At 70.0% G+C, this 24,443-nt stretch carries 29 protein-coding genes and 2 pseudogenes; 14 read left to right on the plus strand and 17 right to left on the minus strand.

Features of this window, described 5'->3' with window-relative positions; all coding sequences use genetic code 11:
- Positions 1-115 precede the first annotated feature (115 nt).
- The 3 genes from ACZ6S8_RS31085 to ACZ6S8_RS31095 are packed head-to-tail and all read right to left on the minus strand — an operon-like array spanning position 116 to position 1,442.
- Positions 116-847 (minus strand): alpha/beta fold hydrolase, encoded by a 732-nt coding sequence (locus ACZ6S8_RS31085; RefSeq protein ID WP_469460758.1) that lies wholly within the window; start codon positions 845-847, stop codon positions 116-118.
- A gap of 24 nt (positions 848-871) precedes the next feature.
- Complete coding sequence (locus tag ACZ6S8_RS31090) at positions 872-1,159, minus strand: hypothetical protein (protein ID WP_469460759.1); 288 nt, start codon at positions 1,157-1,159, stop codon at positions 872-874.
- Positions 1,152-1,442: a hypothetical protein gene (locus ACZ6S8_RS31095; RefSeq protein ID WP_469460760.1), complete on the minus strand. Its 291-nt coding sequence runs from the start codon at positions 1,440-1,442 to the stop codon at positions 1,152-1,154. Before ACZ6S8_RS31095 ends, ACZ6S8_RS31090 begins: the two co-directional genes overlap by 8 nt.
- A gap of 112 nt (positions 1,443-1,554) precedes the next feature.
- Here ACZ6S8_RS31095 and ACZ6S8_RS31100 point away from each other — a divergent pair, with 112 nt between their 5' ends.
- The 3 genes from ACZ6S8_RS31100 (at position 1,555) to ACZ6S8_RS31110 (ending at position 3,581) form a co-directional block, all read left to right on the plus strand.
- Positions 1,555-1,752: a hypothetical protein gene (locus ACZ6S8_RS31100; protein ID WP_469460761.1), complete on the plus strand. Its 198-nt coding sequence runs from the start codon at positions 1,555-1,557 to the stop codon at positions 1,750-1,752.
- 207 nt (positions 1,753-1,959) lie between these two features.
- Positions 1,960-2,853 (plus strand): hypothetical protein, encoded by an 894-nt coding sequence (locus tag ACZ6S8_RS31105; RefSeq protein WP_469460762.1) that lies wholly within the window; start codon positions 1,960-1,962, stop codon positions 2,851-2,853.
- A gap of 278 nt (positions 2,854-3,131) precedes the next feature.
- Complete coding sequence (locus tag ACZ6S8_RS31110; RefSeq protein ID WP_469457246.1) at positions 3,132-3,581, plus strand: SRPBCC family protein; 450 nt, start codon at positions 3,132-3,134, stop codon at positions 3,579-3,581.
- Positions 3,582-4,375: 794 nt separating this feature from the next.
- Here the strand turns inward: ACZ6S8_RS31110 and ACZ6S8_RS31115 are convergent.
- Entirely contained in the window at positions 4,376-4,972 is a 597-nt protein-coding gene (locus ACZ6S8_RS31115; RefSeq protein ID WP_469460763.1) for a hypothetical protein, read from the minus strand.
- 331 nt (positions 4,973-5,303) lie between these two features.
- Here ACZ6S8_RS31115 and ACZ6S8_RS31120 point away from each other — a divergent pair, with 331 nt between their 5' ends.
- Entirely contained in the window at positions 5,304-6,353 is a 1,050-nt protein-coding gene (locus ACZ6S8_RS31120; RefSeq protein WP_469460764.1) for an NAD-dependent epimerase/dehydratase family protein, read from the plus strand.
- Positions 6,354-6,448: 95 nt separating this feature from the next.
- Here ACZ6S8_RS31120 and ACZ6S8_RS31125 read toward each other — a convergent pair whose 3' ends face one another.
- Both ACZ6S8_RS31125 and ACZ6S8_RS31130 read right to left on the minus strand, forming a co-directional pair.
- Positions 6,449-6,967, minus strand: coding sequence for a DUF5133 domain-containing protein (locus ACZ6S8_RS31125; protein WP_469460765.1), 519 nt, complete (start codon positions 6,965-6,967; stop codon positions 6,449-6,451).
- A 29-nt stretch (positions 6,968-6,996) separates the two neighbouring features.
- A complete protein-coding gene (locus tag ACZ6S8_RS31130; protein ID WP_469460766.1) occupies positions 6,997-7,350 on the minus strand; it encodes an STAS domain-containing protein in 354 nt (117 codons plus the stop codon).
- A 123-nt stretch (positions 7,351-7,473) separates the two neighbouring features.
- On the opposite strand from ACZ6S8_RS31130, the gene ACZ6S8_RS31135 reads away from it, so the two are divergent.
- On the plus strand, positions 7,474-7,821 hold the full coding sequence (locus tag ACZ6S8_RS31135; protein WP_469460767.1) for a helix-turn-helix transcriptional regulator: 348 nt from the start codon (positions 7,474-7,476) through the stop codon (positions 7,819-7,821).
- 203 nt (positions 7,822-8,024) lie between these two features.
- Here the strand turns inward: ACZ6S8_RS31135 and ACZ6S8_RS31140 are convergent, their stop codons facing one another.
- From ACZ6S8_RS31140 to ACZ6S8_RS31150, 3 genes are all read right to left on the minus strand, one after another.
- Entirely contained in the window at positions 8,025-8,498 is a 474-nt protein-coding gene (locus ACZ6S8_RS31140; RefSeq protein WP_469460768.1) for a hemerythrin domain-containing protein, read from the minus strand.
- Between the two features lie 557 nt (positions 8,499-9,055).
- The gene (locus tag ACZ6S8_RS31145) at positions 9,056-9,466 is read right to left on the minus strand and encodes an STAS domain-containing protein (protein WP_469460769.1); all 411 of its coding nucleotides are present in this window, start codon (positions 9,464-9,466) and stop codon (positions 9,056-9,058) included.
- Positions 9,467-9,640: 174 nt separating this feature from the next.
- A complete protein-coding gene (locus ACZ6S8_RS31150; protein ID WP_469460770.1) occupies positions 9,641-9,988 on the minus strand; it encodes a PRC-barrel domain-containing protein in 348 nt (115 codons plus the stop codon).
- Positions 9,989-11,048: 1,060 nt separating this feature from the next.
- Between ACZ6S8_RS31150 and ACZ6S8_RS31155 the strand changes: the two genes are divergently transcribed.
- The 4 genes from ACZ6S8_RS31155 to ACZ6S8_RS31170 all read left to right on the plus strand — a co-directional run bounded on the left by ACZ6S8_RS31155 (position 11,049) and on the right by ACZ6S8_RS31170 (position 13,533).
- On the plus strand, positions 11,049-11,378 hold the full coding sequence (locus ACZ6S8_RS31155; RefSeq protein WP_469460771.1) for a plasmid stabilization protein: 330 nt from the start codon (positions 11,049-11,051) through the stop codon (positions 11,376-11,378).
- 148 nt (positions 11,379-11,526) lie between these two features.
- Positions 11,527-12,141 carry a flavodoxin family protein gene (locus ACZ6S8_RS31160; protein WP_469460772.1) on the plus strand — a complete coding sequence of 205 codons (615 nt, stop codon included), beginning with the start codon at positions 11,527-11,529 and terminating at the stop codon, positions 12,139-12,141.
- A gap of 178 nt (positions 12,142-12,319) precedes the next feature.
- Positions 12,320-13,276, plus strand: a complete 957-nt coding sequence (locus tag ACZ6S8_RS31165; protein ID WP_469460773.1) for an LLM class F420-dependent oxidoreductase — start codon at positions 12,320-12,322, stop codon at positions 13,274-13,276.
- Between the two features lie 56 nt (positions 13,277-13,332).
- On the plus strand, positions 13,333-13,533 hold the full coding sequence (locus ACZ6S8_RS31170; RefSeq protein WP_469460774.1) for a hypothetical protein: 201 nt from the start codon (positions 13,333-13,335) through the stop codon (positions 13,531-13,533).
- A gap of 70 nt (positions 13,534-13,603) precedes the next feature.
- Here ACZ6S8_RS31170 and ACZ6S8_RS31175 read toward each other — a convergent pair whose 3' ends face one another.
- The 5 genes and pseudogenes from ACZ6S8_RS31175 to ACZ6S8_RS31195 form a co-directional block, all read right to left on the minus strand.
- On the minus strand, positions 13,604-14,827 hold the full coding sequence (locus ACZ6S8_RS31175; RefSeq protein ID WP_469460775.1) for a cytochrome P450: 1,224 nt from the start codon (positions 14,825-14,827) through the stop codon (positions 13,604-13,606).
- A gap of 1,300 nt (positions 14,828-16,127) precedes the next feature.
- Positions 16,128-16,358 carry a hypothetical protein gene (locus ACZ6S8_RS31180; protein ID WP_469460776.1) on the minus strand — a complete coding sequence of 77 codons (231 nt, stop codon included), beginning with the start codon at positions 16,356-16,358 and terminating at the stop codon, positions 16,128-16,130.
- Positions 16,355-16,522 carry a hypothetical protein gene (locus ACZ6S8_RS31185; protein WP_469460777.1) on the minus strand — a complete coding sequence of 56 codons (168 nt, stop codon included), beginning with the start codon at positions 16,520-16,522 and terminating at the stop codon, positions 16,355-16,357. Before ACZ6S8_RS31185 ends, ACZ6S8_RS31180 begins: the two co-directional genes overlap by 4 nt.
- Positions 16,523-16,619: 97 nt before the next feature.
- A complete protein-coding gene (locus tag ACZ6S8_RS31190; protein ID WP_469460778.1) occupies positions 16,620-17,465 on the minus strand; it encodes a helix-turn-helix domain-containing protein in 846 nt (281 codons plus the stop codon).
- Between the two features lie 14 nt (positions 17,466-17,479).
- Positions 17,480-17,680 (minus strand): annotated as a pseudogene (locus ACZ6S8_RS31195) (DUF6879 family protein); the annotation flags it as partial.
- On the opposite strand from ACZ6S8_RS31195, the pseudogene ACZ6S8_RS31200 reads away from it, so the two are divergent.
- From ACZ6S8_RS31200 to ACZ6S8_RS31210, 3 genes and pseudogenes are all read left to right on the plus strand, one after another.
- Positions 17,672-18,088, plus strand: a pseudogene (locus ACZ6S8_RS31200) (transposase); the annotation flags it as partial. The pseudogenes ACZ6S8_RS31195 and ACZ6S8_RS31200 overlap by 9 nt on opposite strands.
- Positions 18,089-18,499: 411 nt before the next feature.
- Entirely contained in the window at positions 18,500-18,946 is a 447-nt protein-coding gene (locus ACZ6S8_RS31205) for a DUF6228 family protein (protein ID WP_469460779.1), read from the plus strand.
- A gap of 400 nt (positions 18,947-19,346) precedes the next feature.
- Positions 19,347-20,137 (plus strand): IS5 family transposase gene (locus ACZ6S8_RS31210; protein WP_469460837.1). Its coding sequence is split into 2 segments (ribosomal slippage): positions 19,347-19,665 and positions 19,665-20,137, totalling 792 coding nucleotides; the frame shifts between segments, so codons are not numbered across the junction.
- Here the strand turns inward: ACZ6S8_RS31210 and ACZ6S8_RS31215 are convergent.
- The gene (locus ACZ6S8_RS31215) at positions 20,106-20,726 is read right to left on the minus strand and encodes a hypothetical protein (RefSeq protein WP_469460780.1); all 621 of its coding nucleotides are present in this window, start codon (positions 20,724-20,726) and stop codon (positions 20,106-20,108) included. The two genes, ACZ6S8_RS31210 and ACZ6S8_RS31215, sit on opposite strands and share 32 nt — an antisense overlap.
- A gap of 203 nt (positions 20,727-20,929) precedes the next feature.
- Between ACZ6S8_RS31215 and ACZ6S8_RS31220 the strand changes: the two genes are divergently transcribed.
- Both ACZ6S8_RS31220 and ACZ6S8_RS31225 read left to right on the plus strand, forming a co-directional pair.
- Positions 20,930-21,379: an STAS domain-containing protein gene (locus ACZ6S8_RS31220; protein WP_469460781.1), complete on the plus strand. Its 450-nt coding sequence runs from the start codon at positions 20,930-20,932 to the stop codon at positions 21,377-21,379.
- Between the two features lie 2 nt (positions 21,380-21,381).
- The gene (locus tag ACZ6S8_RS31225) at positions 21,382-21,780 is read left to right on the plus strand and encodes a DUF1622 domain-containing protein (RefSeq protein ID WP_469460838.1); all 399 of its coding nucleotides are present in this window, start codon (positions 21,382-21,384) and stop codon (positions 21,778-21,780) included.
- A gap of 457 nt (positions 21,781-22,237) precedes the next feature.
- Here the strand turns inward: ACZ6S8_RS31225 and ACZ6S8_RS31230 are convergent, their stop codons facing one another.
- Positions 22,238-23,470, minus strand: coding sequence for an MFS transporter (locus tag ACZ6S8_RS31230; RefSeq protein ID WP_469460782.1), 1,233 nt, complete (start codon positions 23,468-23,470; stop codon positions 22,238-22,240).
- Positions 23,471-23,567: 97 nt separating this feature from the next.
- Positions 23,568-24,407, minus strand: a complete 840-nt coding sequence (locus ACZ6S8_RS31235) for a methyltransferase domain-containing protein (protein WP_469460839.1) — start codon at positions 24,405-24,407, stop codon at positions 23,568-23,570.
- Positions 24,408-24,443: the final 36 nt, after the last annotated feature.

A 24,443-nucleotide genomic window follows, 5' to 3' on the forward strand; every position in this document is an offset into this window, starting at 1 on the left:
TCTGCCCAGCAGTCGGTGCCCTTCGCCTTCGCCCGGGCCGCACTGGCCATCACAACTGAGTGCACGTTGTCGTCGAGGTGTTGAGGCGCGCCGGGTGCTCCCGACTGTGGTGCGCTCAGCGGACCGCAGGAAGCTGGCGGGCGAAGCGGCGGACGGCATCAGTGAAGGCATCGGGGTCGTCGAAGTTCGCAAGGTGTCGTGCCCGCGGGATCAATTCGATGCGAGCGTGTGGATGCGCGCGGGCAAAATCCGCCTCCCCGGCGCGGAAGACGGTGTCCTTCTCGCCGTTCAGGATGAGGACCGGAGCGTGTACATAACGCATCGCGTCCGCGTCGAAGCGTCCGAGTACTTCGTCCCAGGCTGCTGGCAGGGTACGGAAGGCGTAGCCGGTGCGGATGGTCGCCTCCACCACTTCCTGTGGGTAGAGCCGCCGCAGCAACTGGTCGTTCCACCGGGCCAGGCGATCCTCCGGCAGACGGGGGACCAGCCTGGCGAGCCACCGGTAGGGCGTTACCCGGAGGCCACGGGTGGAAGCGCTGGCACCCGCGAGAACCATTCCGCGCAGTTGTTCCGGGCAGCACCGCGCGAACTCCAACGCGGCGTAGCCACCGAGCGAGTGCCCGACGACCAGAGCCGGCCCGCGATCGAGCAAGTCCACCGCGGAAGCGATGATCTCCGTCGCGGTGCTCAGGCTCCAGGGCTGGGCGCTGCGCTCCCCATGGCCGGGCAGGTCGATGGCGACTACCGGGAACTCCTCCCGGAGCGCGGCAAGCTGCATGCTCCACTGTCCCGCGCTGAAGCGCGTCCCGTGGACGAAGACTATGGGCACTGCATCCGCTGCTGTCATCAGTCCCCCAGGCTGTCCCGGCGCTCAGTAAAGCTGTACGTGAGTGACCAGAATGTGGGGAGGGGTGCTGTCCGCCACGATGACGTACTCCGCGATGCCGAGGGCCCCCTCCTCGCCGAGGGCGAGGCGGCGCTGCTGGGGGCGGCGGGCGGAGGCTGTGCTCCCGGGGACCATGCCCGCGCTGTCGCTGATGGAGACCATCGCGGCGACGAGCGCCCCGAACGCGTCCGGGGGAAGTGCGGGGTCCATCATCAGCTGCGCGACGTCTTCAGCGAGCTCGCAGGGAAGTCCGGCGTCGTACGGATCACTCAACGGGGAGGCCTGCCCCCTGGCGCCGCACGAGGAGTTCGGCGAGCGACACGGTCGGGGTCGTGCCGGCCAGTGCGGCGTCGGCACGCTGATCTGCATCCAGGTCGGAGTCGAGCATCGCCTCCAGCCACCATCGCCGCAGGACGTTCTCCGCCCTCTCCGGCGCCGCGGCCAGCAGCTCCCGGTAGAACTCCATCCTCCGCTCCCCCGACAGAGCGGCCGCGATGCCCTCGGCATTGCGCGGTACCCGCTCAGGCTCGTGGCGGTGAACTGGTTGTGCGGTCATGGCGCGCCCCTTCCCTCGGCTCCGAGTCTGCCCTGCCGCTGCCTCCGCAGTCGACCCGCGCACGGAAACAGCTCCTGAACCGGTACGGAGTGGTCGAGAGATAGTCCTCTCCATGAAGACGACGGAGTTGGCGGTCGGAACATCGGTCAGGACGGCTTTTGAAGATCCTGGGTTGCCAGAGGGCAGCGTGGGAGAAGTCGTGATTGTGCACGACGACCTGACGGACGGTGTCGATGTCCAGTTCAGCGATGGACGGATGATCAACATCTTGGGCAATGCCCTGGACCCGGCTCTTCAGCCGTGCAGTTGACCCGACCCACCACACGGATGGTGCGGCCGCCCGTCCGATGCCTCCCGTCCCTGCGCGGCGTTTGTCCAGTCCAGTGGGCCCGCCCCCCCATCCGATCACAGCGGCGGGCAGGGCCATGGAGAGGTACAGCACGGTCTCGATGCGATCGACGCGCGGTGCTGTTCGGGGTGCGGGCCCGGTGGGGGCTCGGGCGGGAGACTGCCGGGCATGGACATGGAGTCGGTGACGGTGGAACTGCTTGCGTTGCAGCCTGCGGAGTTCACCGCAGCCAGGGACGCGTACGTGGCTCGGTCGCGGAAGGCCGGTGACAAGGAGCTTGCGGTCGCGATCGCGGGCTTGCGGAAGCCGACGCTCGCGGTGTGGGCGGCGGGGCTGCTGGCACGCCGCCGCCCTGATGAGGCCCAAGGGCTGCTGCAGCTCGGCGAGGCGCTCCGTGCTGCGCACCGGACGCTGGACGCCGGGCAGCTGCGGAAGCTGTCGCATGATCAGCATGTGGTGATCGGGGAGCTCGCGCGTACCGCGCGAGCCCTCGCGGCCGAGGCCGGGCAGGCGCTGAGCGAGCCGGTGCTGCACGACGTCGAGCAGATCCTTCATGCGGTTCTCGCCGACGGGGACATCGCGGAGCAGTGGGTGGCGGGCCGACTGGTGAAGGCTCCGGATGCGGTACGCGGGTTCACCGGCCTGGAACCGCAGCCGGGCGCGGCTCCGCCGGGCAGCAAGGCAGTCGCCGGGCCCGTCGGAGTCGCGTCGAAGGGGGCCCGCTCCCGTGCGCGCACGGCGGGGCCCGTCGAGGAGGCGGAACGGGCGCGCCGGGAGCGGGCGAAGGCGGCGCGGGAGGCGTTGGCCGAGGCTCGGGCCGAGGCCGACCGGCTCGAAGTGGCCTCCGCCGCCAGCCAGGAGCTGGCGGACTCCGCGGCCGCGACGGTGGCCGCGGCTGAGCTGGAGGTGGCTGCCGCGAAGGAACGGCTCGTCGAGGCCCGTTCGGTGAGCGTGGAGGCGGCCGCACGCCATCGGGAAGCCGGCCGGGCGGCTTCCCGGGCCCGGGCGCACGTGAAGGCCGCGGCGCGCAGTGCCGAGAAGCTCACGAGTCCCGAGGGATGAACCGCGGCCGGTGCCCGATGCCCGGCGGCGGCCCACCGGATCGCCGTGGCAGCGTCGGGCCCTCCGGGCGGGCGGAGCTGCACGGCGAGCGGCCGCCCGGACCCGGCCTCCGAACGCGTGTTCCGCGTCGCGGGCGGATGATCACGCGCACTGACGTTTTCTGTGTCTCGGGCAGGCCATGATCCGGCGTTCGGCGGGCAGCAGCGGGGGGAGGGCATTTCCTGAGTTCGCCCTCCGCCGACGGACCGTCGGCGGTTCCCACGAGGAAGAGGCTGTTCATGTCGCAGGTCGAAGAGTCCATCGAGGTCGATGTCCCCGTACGTACCGCCTACAACCAGTGGACGCAGTTCGAGACGTTCCCCCACTTCATGGACGGCGTCGAGAAGATCACCCAGGTCAACGACACCCTGACCCACTGGGAGACCAAGGTCGCCGGTGTGGAGCGCGAGTTCGACGCCGAGATCACCGAGCAGATCCCCGACGAGCGCGTGGCCTGGACCACCGTCGGCGGCGAGGCGAAGCAGGCCGGCGTCGTCACCTTCCACCACCTGGCCGACAACAAGACCAAGGTCATGCTCCAGCTCGACTACGACCCCGAGGGCTTCACGGAGAACGTCGGCGACAAGCTCGGCTTCGTCAAGCGACGGGTCACCGGCGACCTCAAGCGATTCAAGGAGTACATCGAAGCCCGCGGCGCCGAAACCGGCTCCTGGCGCGGCGAGGTCTGAGACCTCGACACCATCCCGGTCGGCCGCCCATAACGGCTGAGCCCGGATTGCTGCACTGCAGCACGAGCACGGACGAGGAGCAGCCGTGAAGCACCGCGAAAGTCCGGCCGCGCGTAATCCCGAGCGGCCCGGCCCCGAACTGCCGGACCAGGGCGCTGAGGTCGACGAGCATGGTCGCGCACCAGGCACGCCCTCCCGCACCGGTACCGGATCCAGCGCACCGCCAGCCGACTTGGATCGTATCGAAGAGGTTGAGGAGCCGTAGGAACGTCGAGGGGATCCCGACTCGATCCCGGAATGACGACGTTTTTCGGCAGCGCGAAGTGCGGGTGAGCCTCCGGCGAGGGCGGGGCAGCCGCGCCACAGCGCGGTGCCGGTGGCGATCTCCCGCGCCTCGGCGCCTCCTCATGTCCCGCCCGCATCCGTACGGCTAGGCGCCGGCCGTACGGCAGCCGCCCGACCCTGGTCACCCGCCCCGCGGGCAGAGCGCCGCCGGACGCCGCGGCCAGAGCGTCCGGGCGCGGCAGCCGCCATCGTCACTGCGTACGCCCCGCACCTCTGGTCGGGAGACCTTCCGCCGACGTGTGGGGGAAACCCTGTCCCACGCCCTGATCGGGGCACGAGAGCTGCATGCACGACCACTGCGGGTGAGGACAGGGGGGTTGCTCGAGCGGCTTTTTGATCATGGTGGAGTGGCAACCGGTTGGAGATGCGGCTGCACCCCGGTCCTTCCCCGACGGGTGCGGACCGGGGTGCAGCTTGGTGATCGGTGTCGGAACGTTCGCGCAGGTGGTTCAGGGCTTGACGACCGCTGCCCATCCGAGCGTGCAGGCCAGGGCGGGGGCACTGCAGGAGGTCTCGTAGACGTCTCCGGCAGTGGTGAGGACCTTGACGTAGACACGGCCGGTGTCCAGCTTGACGGCGACGCCGCAGGCGTTGCGGGGGTACCCGGGGGTAGTGCTGCCGGTCAGGTCGCGCCAGGTGTACGCGCCGGTCGAGGACGGACGGTAGCCCACGAACGCCTTGCCGCGAGTCAGAGCGGCGCTGTATTCGCTGCCCGGTGCAACCCCGGTGACGACGGCGAGATCGATGCACGGGCCGGCGGGACCGGCCGGCCCCCTATCTCCCTTGGGGCCCCGCGGTCCCTGCGGACCTCGCGGCCCTGTACATCCGTCTGCGGCCAGTCGGCGCACGCTCTTCGCGGACTTGGTCTTCGCGGTCTTCCCCTTGCTGCCGAGGGTTCGGAAGCCGGAGCAGTCGGCGGCCTGCACTGCGGCCGCAGTCGGCGAAGCGGCGGCCGGGGCCGCGACGGTGGCGAGGGAGAGCGCCACGGGCACGGCGAGAAGGCTCGCGAGTCGCATCCGGCGCGCTGTCTTGGGTACCGCGTTCACCTGTTCACTCCTCGAATCGTCGTACGGGACCTGGGGAGCATCGCCCGCCGGGCGCGCGCACGATGGTCGACAGGCTGATGATCGGATGAATGTCAGCGGGTCGGCTTAACCCGTGGACGGTGGCGAGCGCCTGAACGGAGGACGGACGCCCGGAGTGCACCCCCGACGTTCGGACGAGATCCATCGCCGCCACCCGGGCCGATACGTCGTCCACCCCTCGTCTGGGGCCAGAACGAGGGCATAGGCGTACGGCACTCGGGGCAGGCGGACAGCGCGGCCCGTAGCCGCTGACAGCCGGGCCTCCTGCCGTTCGACGGAGAGGACAGATCGGATGACGCCTCACAGCGCTCCCCAGCCCCCTGCGCGTTCCGGAGGACGCGGCGCCCGTGTCGTAGTCGTCGGAGCCACCGGCAACGTCGGCACCAGCGTGGTCCGCCGACTGGCCGAGGACCAGGCGGTCGATTCGGTCCTTGGCCTGGCCCGTCGCGTTCCGGGGTGGCAGCCGCCGAAGACCACCTGGCGTGCCGTCGACATCGAGCCCGGCGGAGCCGACCTCGTCCCCTTCTTCGCCGACGCGGACGCGGTGATCCACCTGGCCTGGAAGTTTCAGCCCACCCACCGCCCCGCTGAGACTTGGCGCACCAACGTCCTGGGCAGCAGCCGTGTCTTCGACGCTGTGGCTGCAGCGAAGGTCCCCGTCCTCATCCATGCCTCTTCGGTCGGTGCGTACTCCCCCGGCTCCAAGGACCGGCCGGTCGATGAGTCCTGGCCCACCCACGGCTGGCCCCAGGCCGCCTACACCCGCGAAAAGGCCTACCTCGAGCGGCTCCTCGACGCCTACGAGCACACCCACCGCGACATCCGTGTCGTACGCATGCGTCCGGGGTTCCTCTTCAAGCGGGAATCCGCGTCCGAACAGCGCAGGATCTTCGCCGGCCGCCTGCTGCCGGGCCGACTGGTGCGGGCCGGCCTCATCCCCGCCGTTCCCGACCTGCCGGGACTGCGCTTCCAGGCACTTCACACCGACGACGCGGCCGCCGCATACCTGGCAGCAGTACTCCGGCCGGTAAGCGGACCCTTCAACCTGGCAGCCGAACCTCCCGTGGACGCACACGTCCTGGCCGGCCTCTTCGACGCGCGAAGTTTCGCGATGCCCGCTGCGCCGCTGCGGACGGCTCTGGCTGCGGCCTGGAGGCTGCGCCTCGTACCTGCGTCACCCGACCTCTTCGACGCGGTTCTGCGCCTGCCCTTGATGGACTGCGCCCGTGCCCACGATGAACTGGGCTGGCAGCCCTCGTATACGGCCGGGGAAGCGCTCCATGAGTTCTTCGCCGGTCTGCGAGCGGGCGCCGGAATGGACACCCCACCGCTCACCGCTTGAGGCACCACCGGACTGCTGCGGGCACGGGGCTACAGGCTGCCCATCCGCTGCGCGGCGCTTCAACGACGGCAACCCGGGTACAACGCGGGCTGGCGTCACCCAGCGGTGTACTGCACCGCCTCGTGCAGCGCCGCAGGGGCGCCGGGGTGACCCATGAGGACGCAGAGCGTGAACAGGGTGTCTTCGAACGCCCGGCGCGCGTCCGGGTCGGTGGGCGCCGCGGTCAGACGCAGGCGCGCTTCAAAGAACCGGCCGAGGGCCTTCTCGGCATCGGTGCGCAGCGGGAGCAGGTACGGGGCGGCTTGGGGGGCAGTGCTGCGGGTGCGGGCGGCGTGGAAGGCCTGGCGTAGGGCTCGTTCGGCACGGGCCGGGGCCGGCAGGCCGCGGGAGGTGTCGAGCAGTGCGGCAGCGAGCGCCTGTTCAGAGAGGCCGGTTTGAGCTGCTGCGGCAGAGAGAATTCGGGCCGCCTCGCGCGCCGGAGCGGGCGTGGTTGCCATCAGCGTTCCCAGTGCCCACTCGATCGCCTGCGCCGGCGGTGTCTGGGTGCCGGGGAGCTGCAGGGTCGGGCGGAGACCGGCTGCGGAGGCGTGCGTGAGGGGGATGGACGCGGTCATCGGGATCACTTGCTTTCACGCGAGCGTGTTCAGGTGAGGAGGGGGCGGGTGCCGGTGAGATGCAGGAGCCGCTCGACGCTGCGGCTTGCATTGGTGATCTTGAGGTGGCGGCCTGCGCGCAGGGTGCCGAGCTGAGCGGTCAGAAGGGCGTTGAGGCCGGTGCAGTCGCAGAAGGTGACCTGCCTGAGGTCGAGTAGGAGGGTGCCGCGGTGGGACGTGAGGGCGATCAGGAGCGTCTCGCGGAGGAACGCCGCGTTGTCGAAATCGATCTCGCCTCTCACGCACAGGTGGACCGTGCCGGGTTGAGGGCCGGGAGTGACTCGGATTTCGAGTGCGCTGCCGGCGGGTGTGCCCGAGCGGTTGTCGTAGACGAGTGCGGTCATCGACTGCCTCCCCTGGGCCGGGAGTGCTTCTGCTTCCATCAGCATGGTCGGCGCATCAGCGTCGTACGTCAAGAATTACCTGAAAAACATGACGTATATGCGAATAGGGGGCACTCTGGATGTATGGGTGATGAAGCGCATCCGAGAGTTCCGTGGACCTTCCTGACCAGTCACGCCCGCGTCCTGCTCGCCCTCGCCAGGGATCCCGAAGTACGCCTTCGGGAGGTCGCTGTCACGTGCGTTCTGACCGAGCGGACCGTGCAGTCGATCGTCGCGGACCTGGAAGAGGAGGGATACCTCACCCGGGTACGCGAGGGTCGCCGCAACCACTACCAGCTCAGCGCCGGATCCACCTTCCGGCACCCTGCCGAGGCAGGACGCGACATCTCGGGCCTGCTCGCCCTCTTCGCCGAGGCGACGCCCGTCTCGGGCCCCGTGCGGCCTGCCCGCCGTGCGGCGCAGCACGCATGACCGATGCTGTGGCAGCAGACGCGCTTCACGCTCGCCCCCACAGGGCGGGAGCTGCAGCACCCATGCGCCCCGCGCTCCCATCCGGCCGTCGGGCGGTGTGGTGAGCCGCGGCCCTCTCAGGCGGCCCCGTGCACGGGGCGCAGGTTCAGAGCGGTGTCGGCTACGTCTTCGACTGGCCTTCGTACGGAGAGTCCGACCCGCACCTATTTGGCGGCGCTGGGAACGGCGAGGGGGTTGCCGGGGGCGTCCTTCTTCGCGGCTTCCATCTGCTCCCCGAGTTCGATGAGTCGGTTGCGGCCCATGGCCTTGCGGACGTCGGGGAACCACTCCTTCTCCTCCTCCTCGACGTGGTGGCGGACGTTCTCCATCAGGACGCTCATCTTGGCGTCGAAGCGTTCGTCGCTCGCGTCGAGATCCTTGAGTTCCGAGAGCATCCAGAGCACGACGTGGTGTTCCTCGACGCTCTCCAGGACGTGATCCTTGGTATCGGGAGCAGCCTCGCGGGCAGCCGGGTAGAAGATCTTCTCCTCGATCCAGGTGTGGGTGGTGAGCTCCTCGATCACCTGGTCAGCGATCTTCCGCTTCGTAGCGTGGGCGTTCTCGCCGGCCTTCTCGAACTGCTTGAACAGCTTCTCGACCGTCTTGTGATCTTCCTTGAGAAGCACGATCCCGTCCATGGGTTCTCCTTCGGATCCGTGTGTGGGTGAGCTGTGGTCCAGCCCGACGCCGTCTACCCCGTGGGGCGCCGTGAAGCCCGTGGATGGGGCGGAGTTAGTCCGCACGAGCGACGGGCGTACGCCGCACGGCTCGCGGTCCTGCCCCGCCCGACCTCTCGGGCCCAGCCCGGACTTGGCCACGCGGCCAGCGCAGCGCGAGGTACTCGATGAGCTAGCGGGCTGGGCAAGCGCCCTGATGGAAACCTCCCGCGGCCGGGGCGCCAGCTGGGGCCTGCCTCGCGGCCCACCCGGTGTGGCCAGCTGTCAGGCCGCCGACGCTGCTACCGGCGCCTGCGGTGACCTCGCCGGCGAGGTCACCGCCCTTCGCGGCCTCCTGGCACACGCACACGCTCATGTGCGCAGGTGATTTCGACCGCGTGCTCGGAGACCCGATGCCGCCCACCTTGTCCCGCCATTGGAGACACCCGGCCTCATCCGCACTTCGAGGAGTGTTCGGCTGCTGGGCGGTGCCCTCCTCCACTCGTCGCGGGGGCAGCGCGCGGCGCGGGGCTGGCTCGCTAGCAGGTGTCTTCCGCGGTCGGAGCCGCGGTGGGGGCGCCGTCCTGGAGCTGCTGCGCGCGTCGGGTGATGAGGCGGCGGAAGCCGTCCAGGGCGTAGCGCTCTCCGGTGGCGGAGCCGGGGCCGCGGATGCCGGCGACGTCGGCCATCAGCTGCTGGGGCTGGGGTTGCCAGCCCACGACCATGACCCGCAGTCCCAGGCACTGGGCTCGCCGGTGCAGGTCCAGGAGGTGAAGGAGCCCGGCGGGATCCATGGAGGCGACGCCGTGAATGTCGATCATGAGGGCACGGTCGTCGGCGGTGACGCGGTCGAGAGCCCCCTGGAGGACGGTGTCCGCATTCTCGTCGAGGTGCCCGGCGACGTTGAGCAGCACCGAGGTGCCGCAGGTCTGGATGTCCAGGGTGATCAAATTGGGTTCTCCTCCGGCCGGCATCAGGCTTGCGGCGCCCGAGGGGGTGCCCCATCCTGACGCACGGGTCCGGCCGGCTGTGCCCGGCACGCGCGACCCTGTCGACGTCCGGCCCGAGCATGGTGGAGTCCACCCGGCGGTCGGCCGGGTGGACCATCAGGCGTGAAGGGCCGCTCAGATGCCGCCGCGACCGTAGTACTTACCGACCTGGTCGCGGTAGGCGGCGTCGCCCCGGTTCTTGTCCTTGTCGTACTCCGGAGAGTCCTTGATCTGCTCCTTCGTGAGGTTCACGTGGACCTCCTTCTCCTTCACGTCCACGCGTACGACGGTGCCGGCCGGGAGCAGGACGTGCTTGCCGAAGATCCACGGACCGGTGTCGACCACGATGAAGGACGATCCGACCTCTTCGGTCTCCTCGTCCACCTTGCCGATGTGTCCGTCCGTCGCCTCCACCTTGAAGCCGACCAGACTCGTACCAGGCGTGTAGTGCGACTCCGGGTTGTAGCTCCACATCTCAGACACGGAGAACTCTCCTTCACGAGTTGGGGGAATGTCCGTGCCATCCCTGCCCGCTCTTCGTCCGTCAGCAGCCCGCGATACGCCGACCGCGCGGCGGTCGCCACCCGTACGGCCGAGAACCTCCATGGCGCGGGCCCCGCTCCGGCGTCATACCGGCCGAGCTGCGTTCCCGGCGGCCGGCTGTGGGGTATGTGAGGGCAGCGCGCGGGACAAGACTCCCTGCCCGTCCCGCAAGGAGGCCGAGGACGCCGTGCGGCGGGCATCGGCGACGCGGTCGCCTCTCCCTGACCGCGAACCCCGAACCCCGAACCTCCAGGCTCACCGCAACGGGGCCGCAGTTCGTCGGAACTCTGACGGCTGAAGCAGAAGTCGACCCTCCCAACTGCGGGCACATGGACCTCCCGGAGCGGGGTAGGGGCCGCGCGTGAACGTGTCAGAGCATGTGACAGCTGTGGAAAGCCAGCCCTCCTACCTGCTCATACTCATCGGAGTCCTCGTCGTGGCAGGCCTGCTGGCGGCCTTCTGGTAGGGAAGTCGTGCCCGCCACCGCAAAAGCGCCGATCGCCTCGCCGGACCACCCGACGGCGACCAGCGGCAGACGCCGGAACAGCGGAGCACCGACCTCGAGGACCCCTGATCCAGGACGGCCCGACCTCGGGACGCGGTGGGCACGCCGGTAGCTCCCCGCGACCGCAGCCACCCACCAGCTCACCCCCCGGCCCCGCAGACGACGGAACCCCGGCGATCGAAGCCGTCACCGACCGCGCCCACGCCCGCCGGGCCCGGCATCCGCCGCTCCGCCACCCTCGGCGGCCGAGCGGCTCACGGAGCGACCGGTAGTAACCGGCCTTCCTTCCACGCCGCCGGCGATCTGCGACCGCCGTACGGGCCAGCGTGGCCTGTCCCAAGGCGGTGGCGGGCGCCCTGGGGACCGGGCGAGCAGACCCGCTGCCTTCGCCATCGGGTGGGCTGAACTCTGCGTCCGGGTCGTGTGAGATGCGTACCCGGCCGGGTACGCGCACCATGACCGTAAATCCAACCCGTTCCGGAAAGAGGTCGCGTCATGCCCCGAGGTGCCAGTCCCCAGCGGGAGCGCCAGTACGAGCACATCAAGGAGTCCGGTGAGAAACGCGGCATGTCGGAGGGCCGGGCGAAGGAGATGGCCTCCCGCACGGTGAACAAGGAGCGTGCCCGGGCCGGGGAGAGCAAGACAGCCAGCTCCAGCTCCACGCAGGGCAAGTCTGCTTCGCAGCGCGGTGGTGAGCGGTCACGCGGAGGCGGCGGCTCATCCGACCGGACCAAGGACGATCTGTACCAGGAAGCGAAGAAACGGGGCGTCCAGGGCCGTTCCACGATGACGAAGCAGCAGCTCAAGAACGCTCTCGATCACTGATCCGCACCCAGGCCACGCTGTGGCGGCTTCGGCTGGTAGTGCATCGCAGCCTGCGTGGGAGCGGGCGGCCGCAGAGAGCTGACCCCCAACCGGATCCTTCTCGGGGCTGGGCTGATATCAGGCTCGATGAGCTGGGTAGCCGAGCCGTATGAACGCTGTTCCTCTGAAGGCTGTCGCCCTCGTGTGCACGTTGTCACCGTCGCCGAAGCCGTCCAGCTCTCAGCTGCTGGCCGAGCAGACTTTGGCGGCGCTGGCCGAGCACGGTGTCACCGGCACCATCATCCGCATCGCCGACCACGACGTGAAGCCCGGTGTGCAGACGGACATGGGCGGAGGGGATGCCTGGCCGGGCATCCGCGACAAGATCCTGGACGCCGACATTGTGGTCCTGTCCACGCCGATCTGGCTCGGCCACCCCTCCAGCATCGCGCAACTGGTGCTGGAGCGTCTGGACGCGGAGCTCGGCGAGAGCGACGACGAGGGCCGCATGCTGACCTACGGCAAGGCCGCGGCGGTCTGTGTCGTCGGCAACGAGGACGGCGCCCACAAGGTCAGTGCCGACCTGTTCCAGGGACTCAACGACGTCGGCTTCTCCCTCGCACCGAACGCCGTCACCTACTGGGTAGGCGAGGCCATGCAGGGCACCGACTACCAGGACCTCGACAAGTCGCCGGAGAAGACCGCCGCCACCACCAAGACCCTCGCCGCCAACACCGCGCACCTCGCCCGGCAGCTCAAGGCCGCCCCTTACCCTCCGAGCTGACCAGCTGCCGCAACCCGCCCGCGGTCTCGTCTCGGCGAGCAGGGAGGCCCCTCCACGCGCGAGGGGAACGGGTGACGCCAGAAGGCCCCTCCTGGCGGCCGCGCCCCAGCGCCGGCCCGCTCCCTCCGTCCGACAAGCCGCGGGGCGAACCCTCGCAATCCAATGAAGGGAAATGATCATGACGGAGTTCGGCTACTTCCTCTCCTGCGAGGAGTTCACTCCCGGCCAGCTGCTGGACCAGGCCAGAAGAGCGGCGGACGCGGGCTTCACGCGGCTGGCGATCTCGGACCACTTCCACCCGTGGAACGACGCGCAGGGCAGCAGCCCGTTCGTATGGTCGATGATCGGAGCCCTGTCGCAGACGGTCGAGCTGCCGGTCACCACCCTGGTCACCTGCCCGACCACACGGCTGCACCCGGTCGTCACGGCGCAGGCCGCAGCCACGTCCAGCGTCCTGCTCGACGGCCGCTTCACCCTCGGGGTGGGAACCGGTGAGGCACTCAACGAGCACGTCCTGGGCGACCGGTGGCCACGCCACGCGGAGCGGTCGGACATGCTGGAAGAGGCCGTCGAGGTCATGAGGAAGCTGTTCACGGGCGACCTCGTCAGCCACCGGGGGCAGCACTACACCGTGGACAACGCACGTCTGTACACCGTCCCGCCCGCCGCGCCGCCCGTCTACGTCTCCGGCTTCGGACCGAACGCCGCGCAGCTGGCGGGACGCATCGGAGACGGCTTCGTCCTCATGGGCCCCGACCAGGAACTGATCCAGGCGTTCCGTCAGGCCGGCGGCGCGGACAAGCCGGTCATCGGCGGCCTCAAGGTGTGCTGGGACTCCGACCGCGAGCGGGCCGTCGACACCGTCCACCGGTTGTGGCCCAGCGAACTCCTGCCCGGTGAACTCGGGCAGATCCTCCCGACGCCCGCCCACTTCGAACAGGCCTGCCAACTCGTCACTCGCGACCAGGTCGCCGACAGCACCCCGTGCGGCGACGATCCCGACGAGCACCTGAAGGCGATCCGCAAGTACGTCGACGCAGGCTTCGACGAGGTCTACGTCGGACAGATCGGCCCCGACCAGGACGCCTTCTTCGACAACTACCGCAAGACCGTTCTGCCAACGCTCGCCGGCTGATGCAAGGCCAGCCGAGCTCGAACAGCCCTCAACCGCCCAGAAGAGAGGAACAAGACATGCCCGAGAACGCCCCCGGGGCGTCCCAGCCCGTACACCGGAACGTCGCCCTGCTCGGCGATGCGGCCGCTGGGGCGCCGCCGGAGATCACCAACGGCGTGCCCCCGGCGAATGCCGTCCTGGCGTGGCCGACTGCGCGGTACGGCGTGATGCTCGCCGTCGCCACGTTCGCCGTGCTCGCCTGGCGCAAGCGGCGCTGAAGTCTCGTGCGACGGCCTTCCAGGCCGCACTGCTGGTGCCCGGCGGTCAGGGCACGCAGGCCGCACGGCGTTACGGAAGGGCGAGCACGAATCCGCTGCGGGGGGCCGTGGGCATGCGGGACAGCGGGATCGTCAGGTCTTGTTCGGGGACGTCGTAGTCGAGGCGGGCGAGTTCGCGGGCGAGGGTGGCGAGGGCTGTGACGGTGATGTCCTCGCCGGGGCAGCGGTGGCCGCGGGCCGGGTCGCCGCCACCCTGGGGGATCAGGTTGTCGGGCAGGCTGATCCCGCCGGTGAACCGCTGAGGCTCGAAGCGGTAGGGGTATTCCCACAGGTCAGCGTCGTGGTTCTGTCCGTAGAGGTCGAGGAGGACCAGGGCGTCCTTCGGGATCTCCCGGCCATGCCAGGTCAGGTCGGCCGCCGCCAGACCTCCGACGAAGGGCGCGAAGGGGTAGAAGCGGCGCACCTCGTGGGCGAACTCCCGGGCGTAGGAGCCCTTGGCGTCGGCCCGCAGGAGTTCGCGGTGCCGGGGCCAGCGGTGCAGCGCGTGGGCGGCGAAGGTGGCGAACCAGGCGATCGCGACCGTCGGCCGGATGATGTTCAGGAGTTCCACGGCAGCGGTGTGCGGCTCCAGGAGGCGGCCGTCTTCGTCCCGGTGCCAGGCCACCGTCTCCAGGGCGGACGGCCTGCCGGCAGGCTCCTGATTCTCCCGGACGCCGGTGATGACAGAGGCGAGGGCCTTCTCCTGGCGGGTGCGGGCGCGGCGGGCGCGCAGGTGGCGGGGGCCGGGGGTGGCGAATCCGTCGACCATGGCCGTGCAGTCGCGCGCCAGCTCATCGGTCTCGGCGTCGGAGAGCTGCAGACCGACCCAGCTGCACACGGCCTGGGCGAGGATCTTGGCGGTCTCGTCGAACAGGACCACCCGGTCCCGCTTCCATCCGGCAACCGCTTCCTGCCAACGCCAGCTGATGCGGTCGCCCAGCGCGGCGATGCCCCGGTCGTCCTTCAGGAGGGCGATGAACATCGCCTTACGGGCCCGGTGCGGGTCGCCGTCAAGCGTGTGCACGGCGCCTTGGCCGAAGAGGGTGTCCAGGACGGGATCCGGCAGGGCCGCAGCTCGCAGGACGTGGCCTTCGTCGTAGAAGAATTCGACGGCTTCCGGACCGCGCAGGGCGAACGTCGGCCGGCCCAGCAGCCGGGTCTGGTAAACGCCATCCACCGAGGTGCGCATCCGGTTCGGCAGCCAGGCATAACCGCTGGCCAGGAGACTGAGGGTGCTATCGCTGAGAGAGGGCATGAGGAGCGCGTACCCGGCGCGGCGTCCGGCACACTACGAGCGGTTGGCAGCCAACCGAGCTCCGGCGGAACGTGATCAGCGCCGACGAGGCGCGGGTCTTGGCCGTGTCCGTCGGACTCCTGGACCAGCATGTCGCGCCCGGCACAGGGCCGGGGGCCGGCGCGGAGATGCACCTGCGGGCTCTGGTTGACGAGAGTCTGAGTCCGCAGTTCCTGAACCGGCCGTGGCTCCTGATCGTCGGCGTACCACGCCGTTTGGGGCCGGGCGCCTTCGGGCAGGCGCGGCGAAAGCGACCGACATGCCTGATAGGAAGGGTGGCCAGTGAATGGGTACGCCGCCGAATGATCCCGTACCGCCCAGCCCGACGCCGGCACCAGGTCCGGGTCCAGGGCCGACTCCCGGGCCGCTGCCAGGTCCCGTACCCGCGCCCGGCGGGCCAGATCCGGTGCCCCCGGCACCGCCACAGCCGGAACCCGATCCTCACCCGTCTCCAGCACCGCGCCCCGAGCCGCACCCTCATCCGGGCCCTCTTCCCGGGCCCGTACCGGCACCGGAACCGGTTACGTGAGGGGGTGGGGCCCTGACCGACGGCTGTGCGACAACACGGTAGGGGACAGCAGGGCAGCGGTTTCCCGTGGCGACGCCCGGGCACGCGCCTCGTGAAGGGTCGAATCCACACCGAAGGGATCAAGGCCATGGACGACCAAGGCGGCGCCGGAGGCACACCTCTGCACGACGATGACCGCGATGCCCGGCATCGGCGTCCGCGAGTCCAGAAGCCCTCCCGCCAGGACAAGGTCACGCTGGCCGCGGACACGGACGAGGCGAGCCGCCTGGACCGGCCTTCCGAGTCTCTGGGGGCTCGAGAACAGCCCACTCGATGGACCAGCCCGGCGGACCGGCGCGAGTAGGGCGACGCGTCATGAAGAGCGGCGGAGAGCAGCCCGCCGGACGCGCTCGGCCCTCTCTGCTCGGTATCTACCTCAACGATCACCTCGCCGGGGCGGGTGGGGGCGTCGAGCTGTTCCGCCGGGCTGCGCGGGTGCATCGGGACGATGCGCTGGGGCCCTCGCTGCCTCCGGGGCCCCGGCCAGGAGGGCTGTGCACAGGAGCAGGGCGGCGGTGGTGTTCTTCATGGCCGGTCAATGCCGCTCCGGTCCCGGACGTCACGGGTCGGGGCGGAACCCGCCCCGAGGGGGTGACGCGGGCAGCGGCCCGCTCGGGAGCCGCGACGGACTTCCTGCCGCTGGCCACCGGCGCCCCGGCCTCGGGCGGTCCGGGGCGGTTGCCGTGGCGCGGTTCAGCGGGCTTCGAGGGGCTGGATGTTGCCGACGGCGGTCGTGAGCTCGCGGCCGCCGGCTTCGGGGCGGATGTAGGCGCGCCGTGTCCAGCGCGGGCCGCTGTGGGTGGGGACTTCTTCGCGGACGACGGCCATCAGCTTGCCCTCGGTGCCTGAGGCGATGTCGCGGACCGGGTGGCCCAGCAGCGGGTGGTCCTCGTGGCCGTAGCCGAGGTCGGCGGTCTTCTTCACCTCGCGCCCCCGTCGGTGGTTGTGTCCCGGCGCTCGTCCTGGCCGCCGAGGAAGCGGGTGAGGCCGCGCTCGGCCCGGACGAGCAGCTCCGGGGAGGGAGCGCCGTAGCCGGGCTGGGGCAGGTCCCGCCGGCTGGGCTCGGGGTCGTTGGTGGGCGGGCTCATGAGGGGGCCTCCCGTGCGGCCGGTGGAATCCCAACACCCCCGACGCTAGGGACCGGGCGGCAGGCTCCTCAACGTTCTTGCGGGAAATTGCGGACGTTCACCCGTGTGCTGCGGCGGCCCGGCGGATGAGTGCGCGGGCGTCGGTCCCGTAGACGGCGCTCCCGGAGAGGTCGGTGAAGGCCTGCTGGTAGGTGGCGATCTCGCCGGGGGCGGTGATGGTGACCCGGGCGGACAGCAGCTCGATGCCGACCTGTGCGTCGTCGTAGAGGGCGAAGGACTCCATCGACCACAGCGGCCGCGGGGCGCAGGTGGCGATGATGCCGAGGGAGACCTGCGGCAGGCGGGCGACCTCGATCAGCTGCTCCAGCTGGGCGAGGGTGGTGTCGGGGCCGGCGATGCGGGAGTACAGGACGGGCTCCTCGATGAGGAAGGCGAACTGCCGGCCGCGCTTGTGCAGGACCTTCGACCGCTTCACCCGGGCCGCGGCGGCGGCCTCGACGTCGTCGGCCGCGCCGTGGAAGGTGCCGTACGCCGTGATGACGGCGGCCGCGTACGCGGAAGTCTGCAACAGGCCGGGGACGACGTGGGAGCAGTACACGCGGAAGGCGCGGGTGCGCTCGACCAGGGGGACGATCTCCTGCTGGAGGCTGGCGAGCCCGGCCCGGTTCAGGCGCTTCCACTCCACGTACATGGAGGTGGCCGAGCGGGCGGCGGCGATCAGGTCCTCCGCCTGGCCGTCGGCCCCGCACGCCGTGCACCAGGCGCGGATGTCCGCATCGGAGGGTGCCGCGCGGGTGTTCTCGATGCGGGAGGTCTTCGCCGGGTGCCAGCCGCACGCGTCCGACAGCTGGTGGCCGGCCAGGCCCGCGTCCAGGCGCAGGTGCCGCAGGCGGGTGGCGAGCGCGGAGCGGGCGGCCTGGGCGCTGGACAGGGGCGAGGTCATCGGTGTTGCTCCGGCTAGGGCTTGGGCTTGTAGTCCTCGTAGGGCACGGCGCGCTCCCACACCGCTGCGAACGCGGACGCGCACAGGGCGGCGGCCGCCGGGTCTTCGGACATTTCGCCGCCGGCGGAGGTGCCGTTGCCGGCGAAGTGGTTCCAGCGGATGAGGCGGCCGTCGATCAGCCAGAAGTCGTTTCCGGGGAGCGCGATGACCGCCGCAAAAAAGGTGCCGTGAACACGCTGGCCGCGCTGAAGTCGATCCGCGCCGCCCGGTCAGACGGAGCACCGATCTACGTGATCATGGACAACCTGTCCGCCCACAAGGGCACTGACATCCGCCGCTGGGCTGAGAAGAACAAGGTCGAGTTGTGCTTCACCCCGACCTACGCCTCCTGGGCCAACCCGATCGAAGCCCACTTCGGACCGCTGAGGCAGTTCACCATCGCCACCAATTCGAATCACCCGAACCACACCGTCCAGACCCGGGCCCTGCACGCCTACCTCCGCTGGCGCAACGCCAACGCCCCCCACCGCGACGTCCTGGCCGCCGAACGCAAGGAACGCGCCCGCGTCCGCAGCGAGAGAGGCATCCGCTGGGGCGGCCGCCCCCTCGCCCCTGCGGCCTGAACAACCCGGCGAACCTATGCGGTCAGAGCACTAGGGGACAGCCGAAGTGAACTAGGAATCCCCGCCCTTCAGGGCGGGGAGGATGTCAAATGGCATGCGTGGCCGACACCGTTGCTGACTGCGTGCCGTCCGGGCGGTGAAAGACAGCCAGCGGCGGCGGGGGGCGGTATGTGGTGGGCGCCGGATGGCCCACGTCGAGCCCATCGTGCACGCGGACCATACCCCCGCCGTCGATCCGGACTCTGCGTGAGGCGAACGCTCCGCCCGGATGGGGCTGATGGGGGGCGGGCTGCTGCCGCGATGTGGCCGCCCCCGTCGTGACCTCTTGTCCTGTGACAGTGAACTTGGATCGATAGGCATCGAAGTTAGACCGCGCTACGGCTGGTCGTGCATGTCTCCTAACCTGTCTGAATGATCGCCGATGACGCTTCTGATGACCTGGTCGTCCGCGTGGGAGACCTCGGAGCGCAGGCGGTTCACCTGCTGCTCTGCGAACCCTCGCGGCCTTATGGAGATGAGCCGACCCTCGACTTCATCGTGCGGGCCCGCGGCCGATGGGTGAGCATCGAGACCTTGGTGCGGACATGGGACGGCGATGGCCTCGATTCCTTCCTCTCCTCCCTGGTAGAAGACTTCCGCGGCTGGGAGGGAGCAAGAACCTGGCACTCCCTCGAATACGACCTGACTCTCTCGGCAGAGCATCGGTCCGGTGGCCACGTCCATCTGACGTGGGGCATCCACGACCGGCCGCCCGCCGAAGAATGGCATTTCGAAGTCACCACGGTGCACGCGGCAGGCGAGGACATGCAGCGCCTTGCCGCTGAGATCCATGCCCTCCTCACGAGCGAGGCCGAGTAGCCGGAACGGCGGGCTACATCACGAACCGGTTCAGCTGCCGGTCCAACTACGTTGGCGATCGGTCCAGGTTCAGTGGCACAGCACACCTCTCCGCGTCGTCGCGGTGTCGTACCGTCGGACGGCCCCGGCATACCGTCACCGGTCGGCGTCACGCGGTGACGCCTCCTGAACGCGATCGCGGCTCGCGCCACGCCCGTCGGGCGGGCTACGCCCTGGCAGGCCCCTCGGTGACGGTGCACGGCGGGTGGCCAGCCTCGTGCTGGTAGGCCGGAGGGAAGGTCGGCCGCAGTGCACCGCGTTCCTCGTCGCTTAGAGGTCCTAACAGAAGCTGTTGATCATGTGACTTTCGGTCTGGGTGATCGTTGGTCTGGCTGTGGGGAACCGTGAGTCGCGGCCGTGGATCGTGTCGGATGAACTGTGGTCACTCGTCGAGCCGTTGCTGCCGCAGCCGGCGCCGAAACAGGTGGAGGGGCGCCCTCGGGTCCCGGACAGGCAGGCACTCTGCGGGATCCTGTTCGTGCTGCATACCGGAATCCAGTGGGAGTACCTGCCGCAGGAGCTGGGCTTCGGATCAGGCATGACCTGCTGGCGACGCCTGGCCGCATGGAACGACGCCGGCGTCTGGGACCGGCTGCACGTGATGCTGCTGAAGAAGCTGCGGGTCGCGAAGAAGCTGGACTGGTCGCGGGCGGTGATCGACTCCTCCCACGTCAGGGCAGCTCGGCGGGGCCCAAAAGCGGGCCCAGCCCGGTCGACCGAGCACGTCCGGGCAGCAAGCACCACCTCGTCGTCGACGGCCAGGGCATCCCACTCGCCGTCTCGCTGACCGGCGGGAACCGCAACGACGTCACCCAGTTGATACCCCTGCTGCAGAAGATTCCGTCCGTGGCCGGCCTGGTCGGACGGCCCCGCCAGCGACCCGACAGCCTCCTCGGCGACCGCGGCTGCGACCACGACAAATACCGCCGCCTGGTCTGGGCGCTGGGCATCAAACCAGTGATCGCCCGCCGCGGCGTCCCACACGGATCCGGCCTGGGAGTCCACCGCTGGGTTGTCGAGCGGACCATCGCCTGGCTCCACGGCTTCCGCCGGCTCCGCATCCGATGGGAACGACGCGACGACATCCACGAAGCCTTCCTCGGCCTCGCCACCTGCGTCATCACCCACCGACACGTCCAACGCCTTTGTTAGGACCTCTTAGCGGGGGTAGCCCCTTGTACTTTCGCCAGGCCTGTTGGCGGGAGGTACCGAGTGCGCCGGCGATGTCTTCCCACGGGGCGTCCAGGGCTCGCGCGTGCCGGACCGCCGCGGCCGCCGTGGTGGTGGCGAGCTGCTGAAGTTCGCGGGCGAGCGCAAGGGCGGCGAGCGGCTGGTCCGATGCAAGGCGGGTGCTCCAGGCGGCGGCGGCGCGGACGGCGTTCCGTGCTTCTGCGGGGGGCTCGCAGGAAGTGGTGGCGAGCGCGTGGGCGAGCCAGTAGGCACGAGCGCGGTCCTGGCCGACCGGGGCGAACACGGCGGGCCGTTCGGGGTCCGCCGGGGCGTCCAGGACGGACATGTCGGCCAGCACAGGAGAGGCCCAGCCGCAGAGACAGACCGCGCGCAAGAAGTCCGGGGGACCGAAGGGCGCTCCGTCCTTGGGTCCCTCCCATTCCCCGTCACACCAGGTCCGCTCGTAGAGGGCGCGGCCGACGCGGTAGGTAGGAGCCCGTTCGTCATCGCCTTGGTAGCCGAGCGCTGCCCCGAGGTGCGCCGCGCGGGAGTCGGAATCGAGCTGCCACATGGTCAGCGCCTTTGCCCAGCGCGGAACTGGGCGGGGAGGACCGCACCCAGAGTTGCGACTCCAGCGGCCGAGACGCCCGCGAGGCCGAGAGCGGCGGTCTCGTAGGCCGCAACGGGCTCCATGAACCCGGTGGCGCCCACGGCCCACATGAAGAGCGCTCCGGACCCGCCTGCGCCGGTGGCGAGGAGGCCGAGGGTGCGGCCTTGGCCCACACCGGCGGGCCCACCGACGTCGTCGTCGATCTCAGCCGCGTCGACTTCTGCGACTCCTCCGGGCTGAACGTCCTCATCCGCGCCATGCTCACGGCCCGCGAGTCCGGCCGCGGCCTGCGGCTGGCCGACCGCCCCCGCCAGCGCCCATCGGGGCGCCACTCACGTCGCCGAGGGTACGAGACGAGCCGCTGCACGATCTCGGACTCGCGGATTTCCTGCCTGAGGGATAGATGCTCTCGGTGTATTCGACGCGGGAAGTCGAGGACACCTCGTCGACCTGGTTCCGTGTGGCACGCACACAGCGGCTGGCGTCGCGGTTCGTGTGGGGCGACTTCCAACACGGCATGCACCCACGGCCATCCTCGTGAGTCTGCCACGTGTGTCCCAGAGCACCGCGCTGAGCCGAGTAGGTGTACGGCCGCGGGTAGGAGGGGTCCATGAACATGTCAGGTGAACTGGTGTCCGAGTCGGGAGTGCGGGAGTTGATCGGATGGCTGGTCCACATCATCGAGGCCGCCGGCGCGTTGATCATCTTCGTCGGCGCGATCTGGGCCTTCTTGCGCTTCGCCGCGACCGGTCTGCGCAGGCGTTCCCTCATCGGCGAGTTCAACAAGATCCGGCTCAGCCTGGGCCGCTTTCTCGTCCTGGGGCTGGAATTCCAGCTGGCGGGCGACGTCCTGCGCACGGCCGTCGCCCCCAGCTTCACCGAGATCGGCCAGCTTGCGGCCATCGCCGCTATCCGCACCGTCCTGAACTTCTTCCTCACCCGGGAGATCGCCCAGGAACGCGCCGAAATCGAACGCGACCAGAAGGAACCCGCCCCCCGCGCCGCGGTCGCCTGACGGCGGCCTCCTGACGGACGTGTTGTTGAGGAAGCGGAGCGCAGGGAGCGCAGACGGTCGGCGGTGGCGAAGACGCTCAGGCGCAGGGGCGCGGATGTCGTTGATGAGGCGCGCCAGGGGTCGAAGGTGTCCTCCACGACTTCGCTGGAGGCACGGACGTAGGCGATGGCGACACCGTATCCGAAGGGGCCGGTAGGGGCGGATGAGGATGATCTGTTCCAGAGTGCTGCGGTCCGCCCGTATGCGTCCGGTTCGTTGGCTGGGCGGTGGCGTCGACAGAGGCGGCCGAGCCGAGTAGTCCTGGGTCTGCCCAACGCCGCGGCAGGCACGGGGGCGATCGCAGCGGGGGAGGCGGGGCTGGGGGTCCCCGGTGTACGGACGCGCTGCGGGCCCTCGGGCGCGGCCAGCACATCCCTGGCGGTGCGACAGGCTTTGAGCGGCGAGCGCGGCGACGGGCTTATGCCTTGACGTTCTGGGTGGAGGGTTGGCCGCCTGCTGCGGCCCGGAAGTCGTCTCGGGTTGCGCGACGGGTGAGGGCGCCGACCGGGGCGGCTGACAGGACGAACAGGGCGGCGAGGATCATCCATCCGATTTGGCTTAGGCCGGTGACCAGCGAGGTGACGAGCGCAGGGCCCATGGCGACGACAGCTGCCTCCGTGCTGGCGGTGACGCCCTGGTACTGGCCTTCGGCGTTTTTGGCCATCAGCCCGAGGGACAGCCCCCAGCGTGAGGAGACGTAGTAGAGCTCGCCCACTACGTGGGCGCCCATGCCTACAAGGATCACTCCGGTGGCGAGCAGCGGGGAGGCCGCCCAGGAAACGGCGCCGAAGATGACGCAGCAGGCGGCGAGGGCCAGGGCTGAGATGCGGCTTGCGCGGACGGCCGCGGGGACTTCGACCGCGCGCTGGCTGACCCGGACCTGGAAGACGGCGATGGCGACGGAGCTCACGACTACCGCCAGGCCGGCCGTCCACAGCGGGGCCCTGGTGTCCTGGGCGATCCACAGGGGAAGCCCGCTCGCCAGGAGAGCCCAGCACAGGGACATCATGGCGGTGGTGCTCATGATCGCGACGTACGGGAGGTCTCGCAGAGCCTGGGTGCCGGAACGCCTGTTCTCCCGCGGTACCGGCGGGACTGAGGGAACGATCATCGTGAGTGCGGCCGTGGCCAGGAGGGCGAGTGCGTCGACCAGGACGGCGCCGACGAAGACCGCCGGTTTCCCGCTGGCCAGAACGAGCATGGCGCCGCCCGCGCCGACGGCGTAGGCGATGTGCTGGACGACGCGGCCCTGCGCCAGCACCTTGACCCGGTCCTCTTGCGGCATCAGGCCGTAGACCAGGGTTACGCGGACGCCGACACCGGAGCTCTGCACGGCGGAGAACAGCGTGGTCACCAGGAGCAGGGACCAGAATCCGCCGACGAACGCGTACGCGATCATCGCCAGCCCGCGTAAGACGATGACCGTGCACAGGACTTCGCGCGGGCCGCGCCGTTCGGCCACCACGCCGATGGGTACGGCGGCGAGGAGTCCGATGAGGCCGCCGATGCCCATCGCCAGCCCCATGCTGCCGGCTGGGATGTGCCGGATCTGGGTGAGGTAGATCGCCCAGATGCTGAACCACAGGCCGTCGCCGAAGCCGTTCACCCCCTGGGCGGTCAGGAGCCGTCGAACAATGCGTCGTTTTTCCATGGCGCGTCCTCTGTCCATTGCCTGCCGCGCGGCCGTGCCCCCTGCGCAAGGGGTCACGGCCGCTCTGTCATGCGTATCCGGCTGCCTGTGGGTGGAATCAGTTTCCGGACACGAAGCCGGCTCCCGCCCTGCCGGGGACGCGGCCCCAGGCCTGGAAGAGGATGGGGTGGACGACGATGGTTCCGGGCTGCGCCAGGTGCTCGCGAAGTTCGGCGGTGAGCCGGTCGAGTTCGGCGTGTCCGATCAGGTGGTGTTCGACCAAGGCCTCGCGGCAGAGTTCGGCACGGTCGACGACGAGCGTCTGATAGGGGTGGTCGTTCTGGAACACGCGGATGCCGGCGTCGACTCGGACGTCGGTGAGTCCGGCTTCGTGCAGCAGGCGCGGGAGGCGGCGGCCCAGGTGGACGTCCATGCCGCTGAGCCGCCACAACTCGGCGATAAGGTCGACCAGCTCGGTCCAGGCGGGGTGGGGCGGGTCGCATACGCGGGAGACCCAGTCGACGTCCTGCACTGCGATGGTGGCGCCGGGGCGGCCCAAGGCGATCATGGCGGAGAGTACGTCAGCGGAGTGCGGCACGTTCATCAGGACCAGCCGGGTGTGGACGAAGTCGAAGCTGGCCTTCTCTTCCGTGGTGGTGGCGGCGTCCGACTCGACCAGCCGGACGTTCGTTGCCTTCCGGTCGGCGAGGACCTGGCGCGCGAGAGCGAGCATCTCGCCCTGCACGTCCAGGCCGACCACCTCGCCGTCGGGGCCGACTCTGTCGGAGAGCATGTCGAGGATGCCCAGGGGGCCGCAGCCGACGTCGACCGCCCGCGCGCCCGGGCCGGGACCGCATTGGTCCAGTAGTCGCTCTGCCTCAGGCCGGAACATCTCGCCTTGGAAGAGCATGCGGTCCAGCTCGCTGGTGGTGGCGCCCATGAGGTACTTCTCTGCCATGTTCACGTGGTGCTCCTTGGATGTCCGTGCGGTCCG

It is taken from the genome of Streptomyces sp. NPDC048461 (assembly GCF_055587105.1).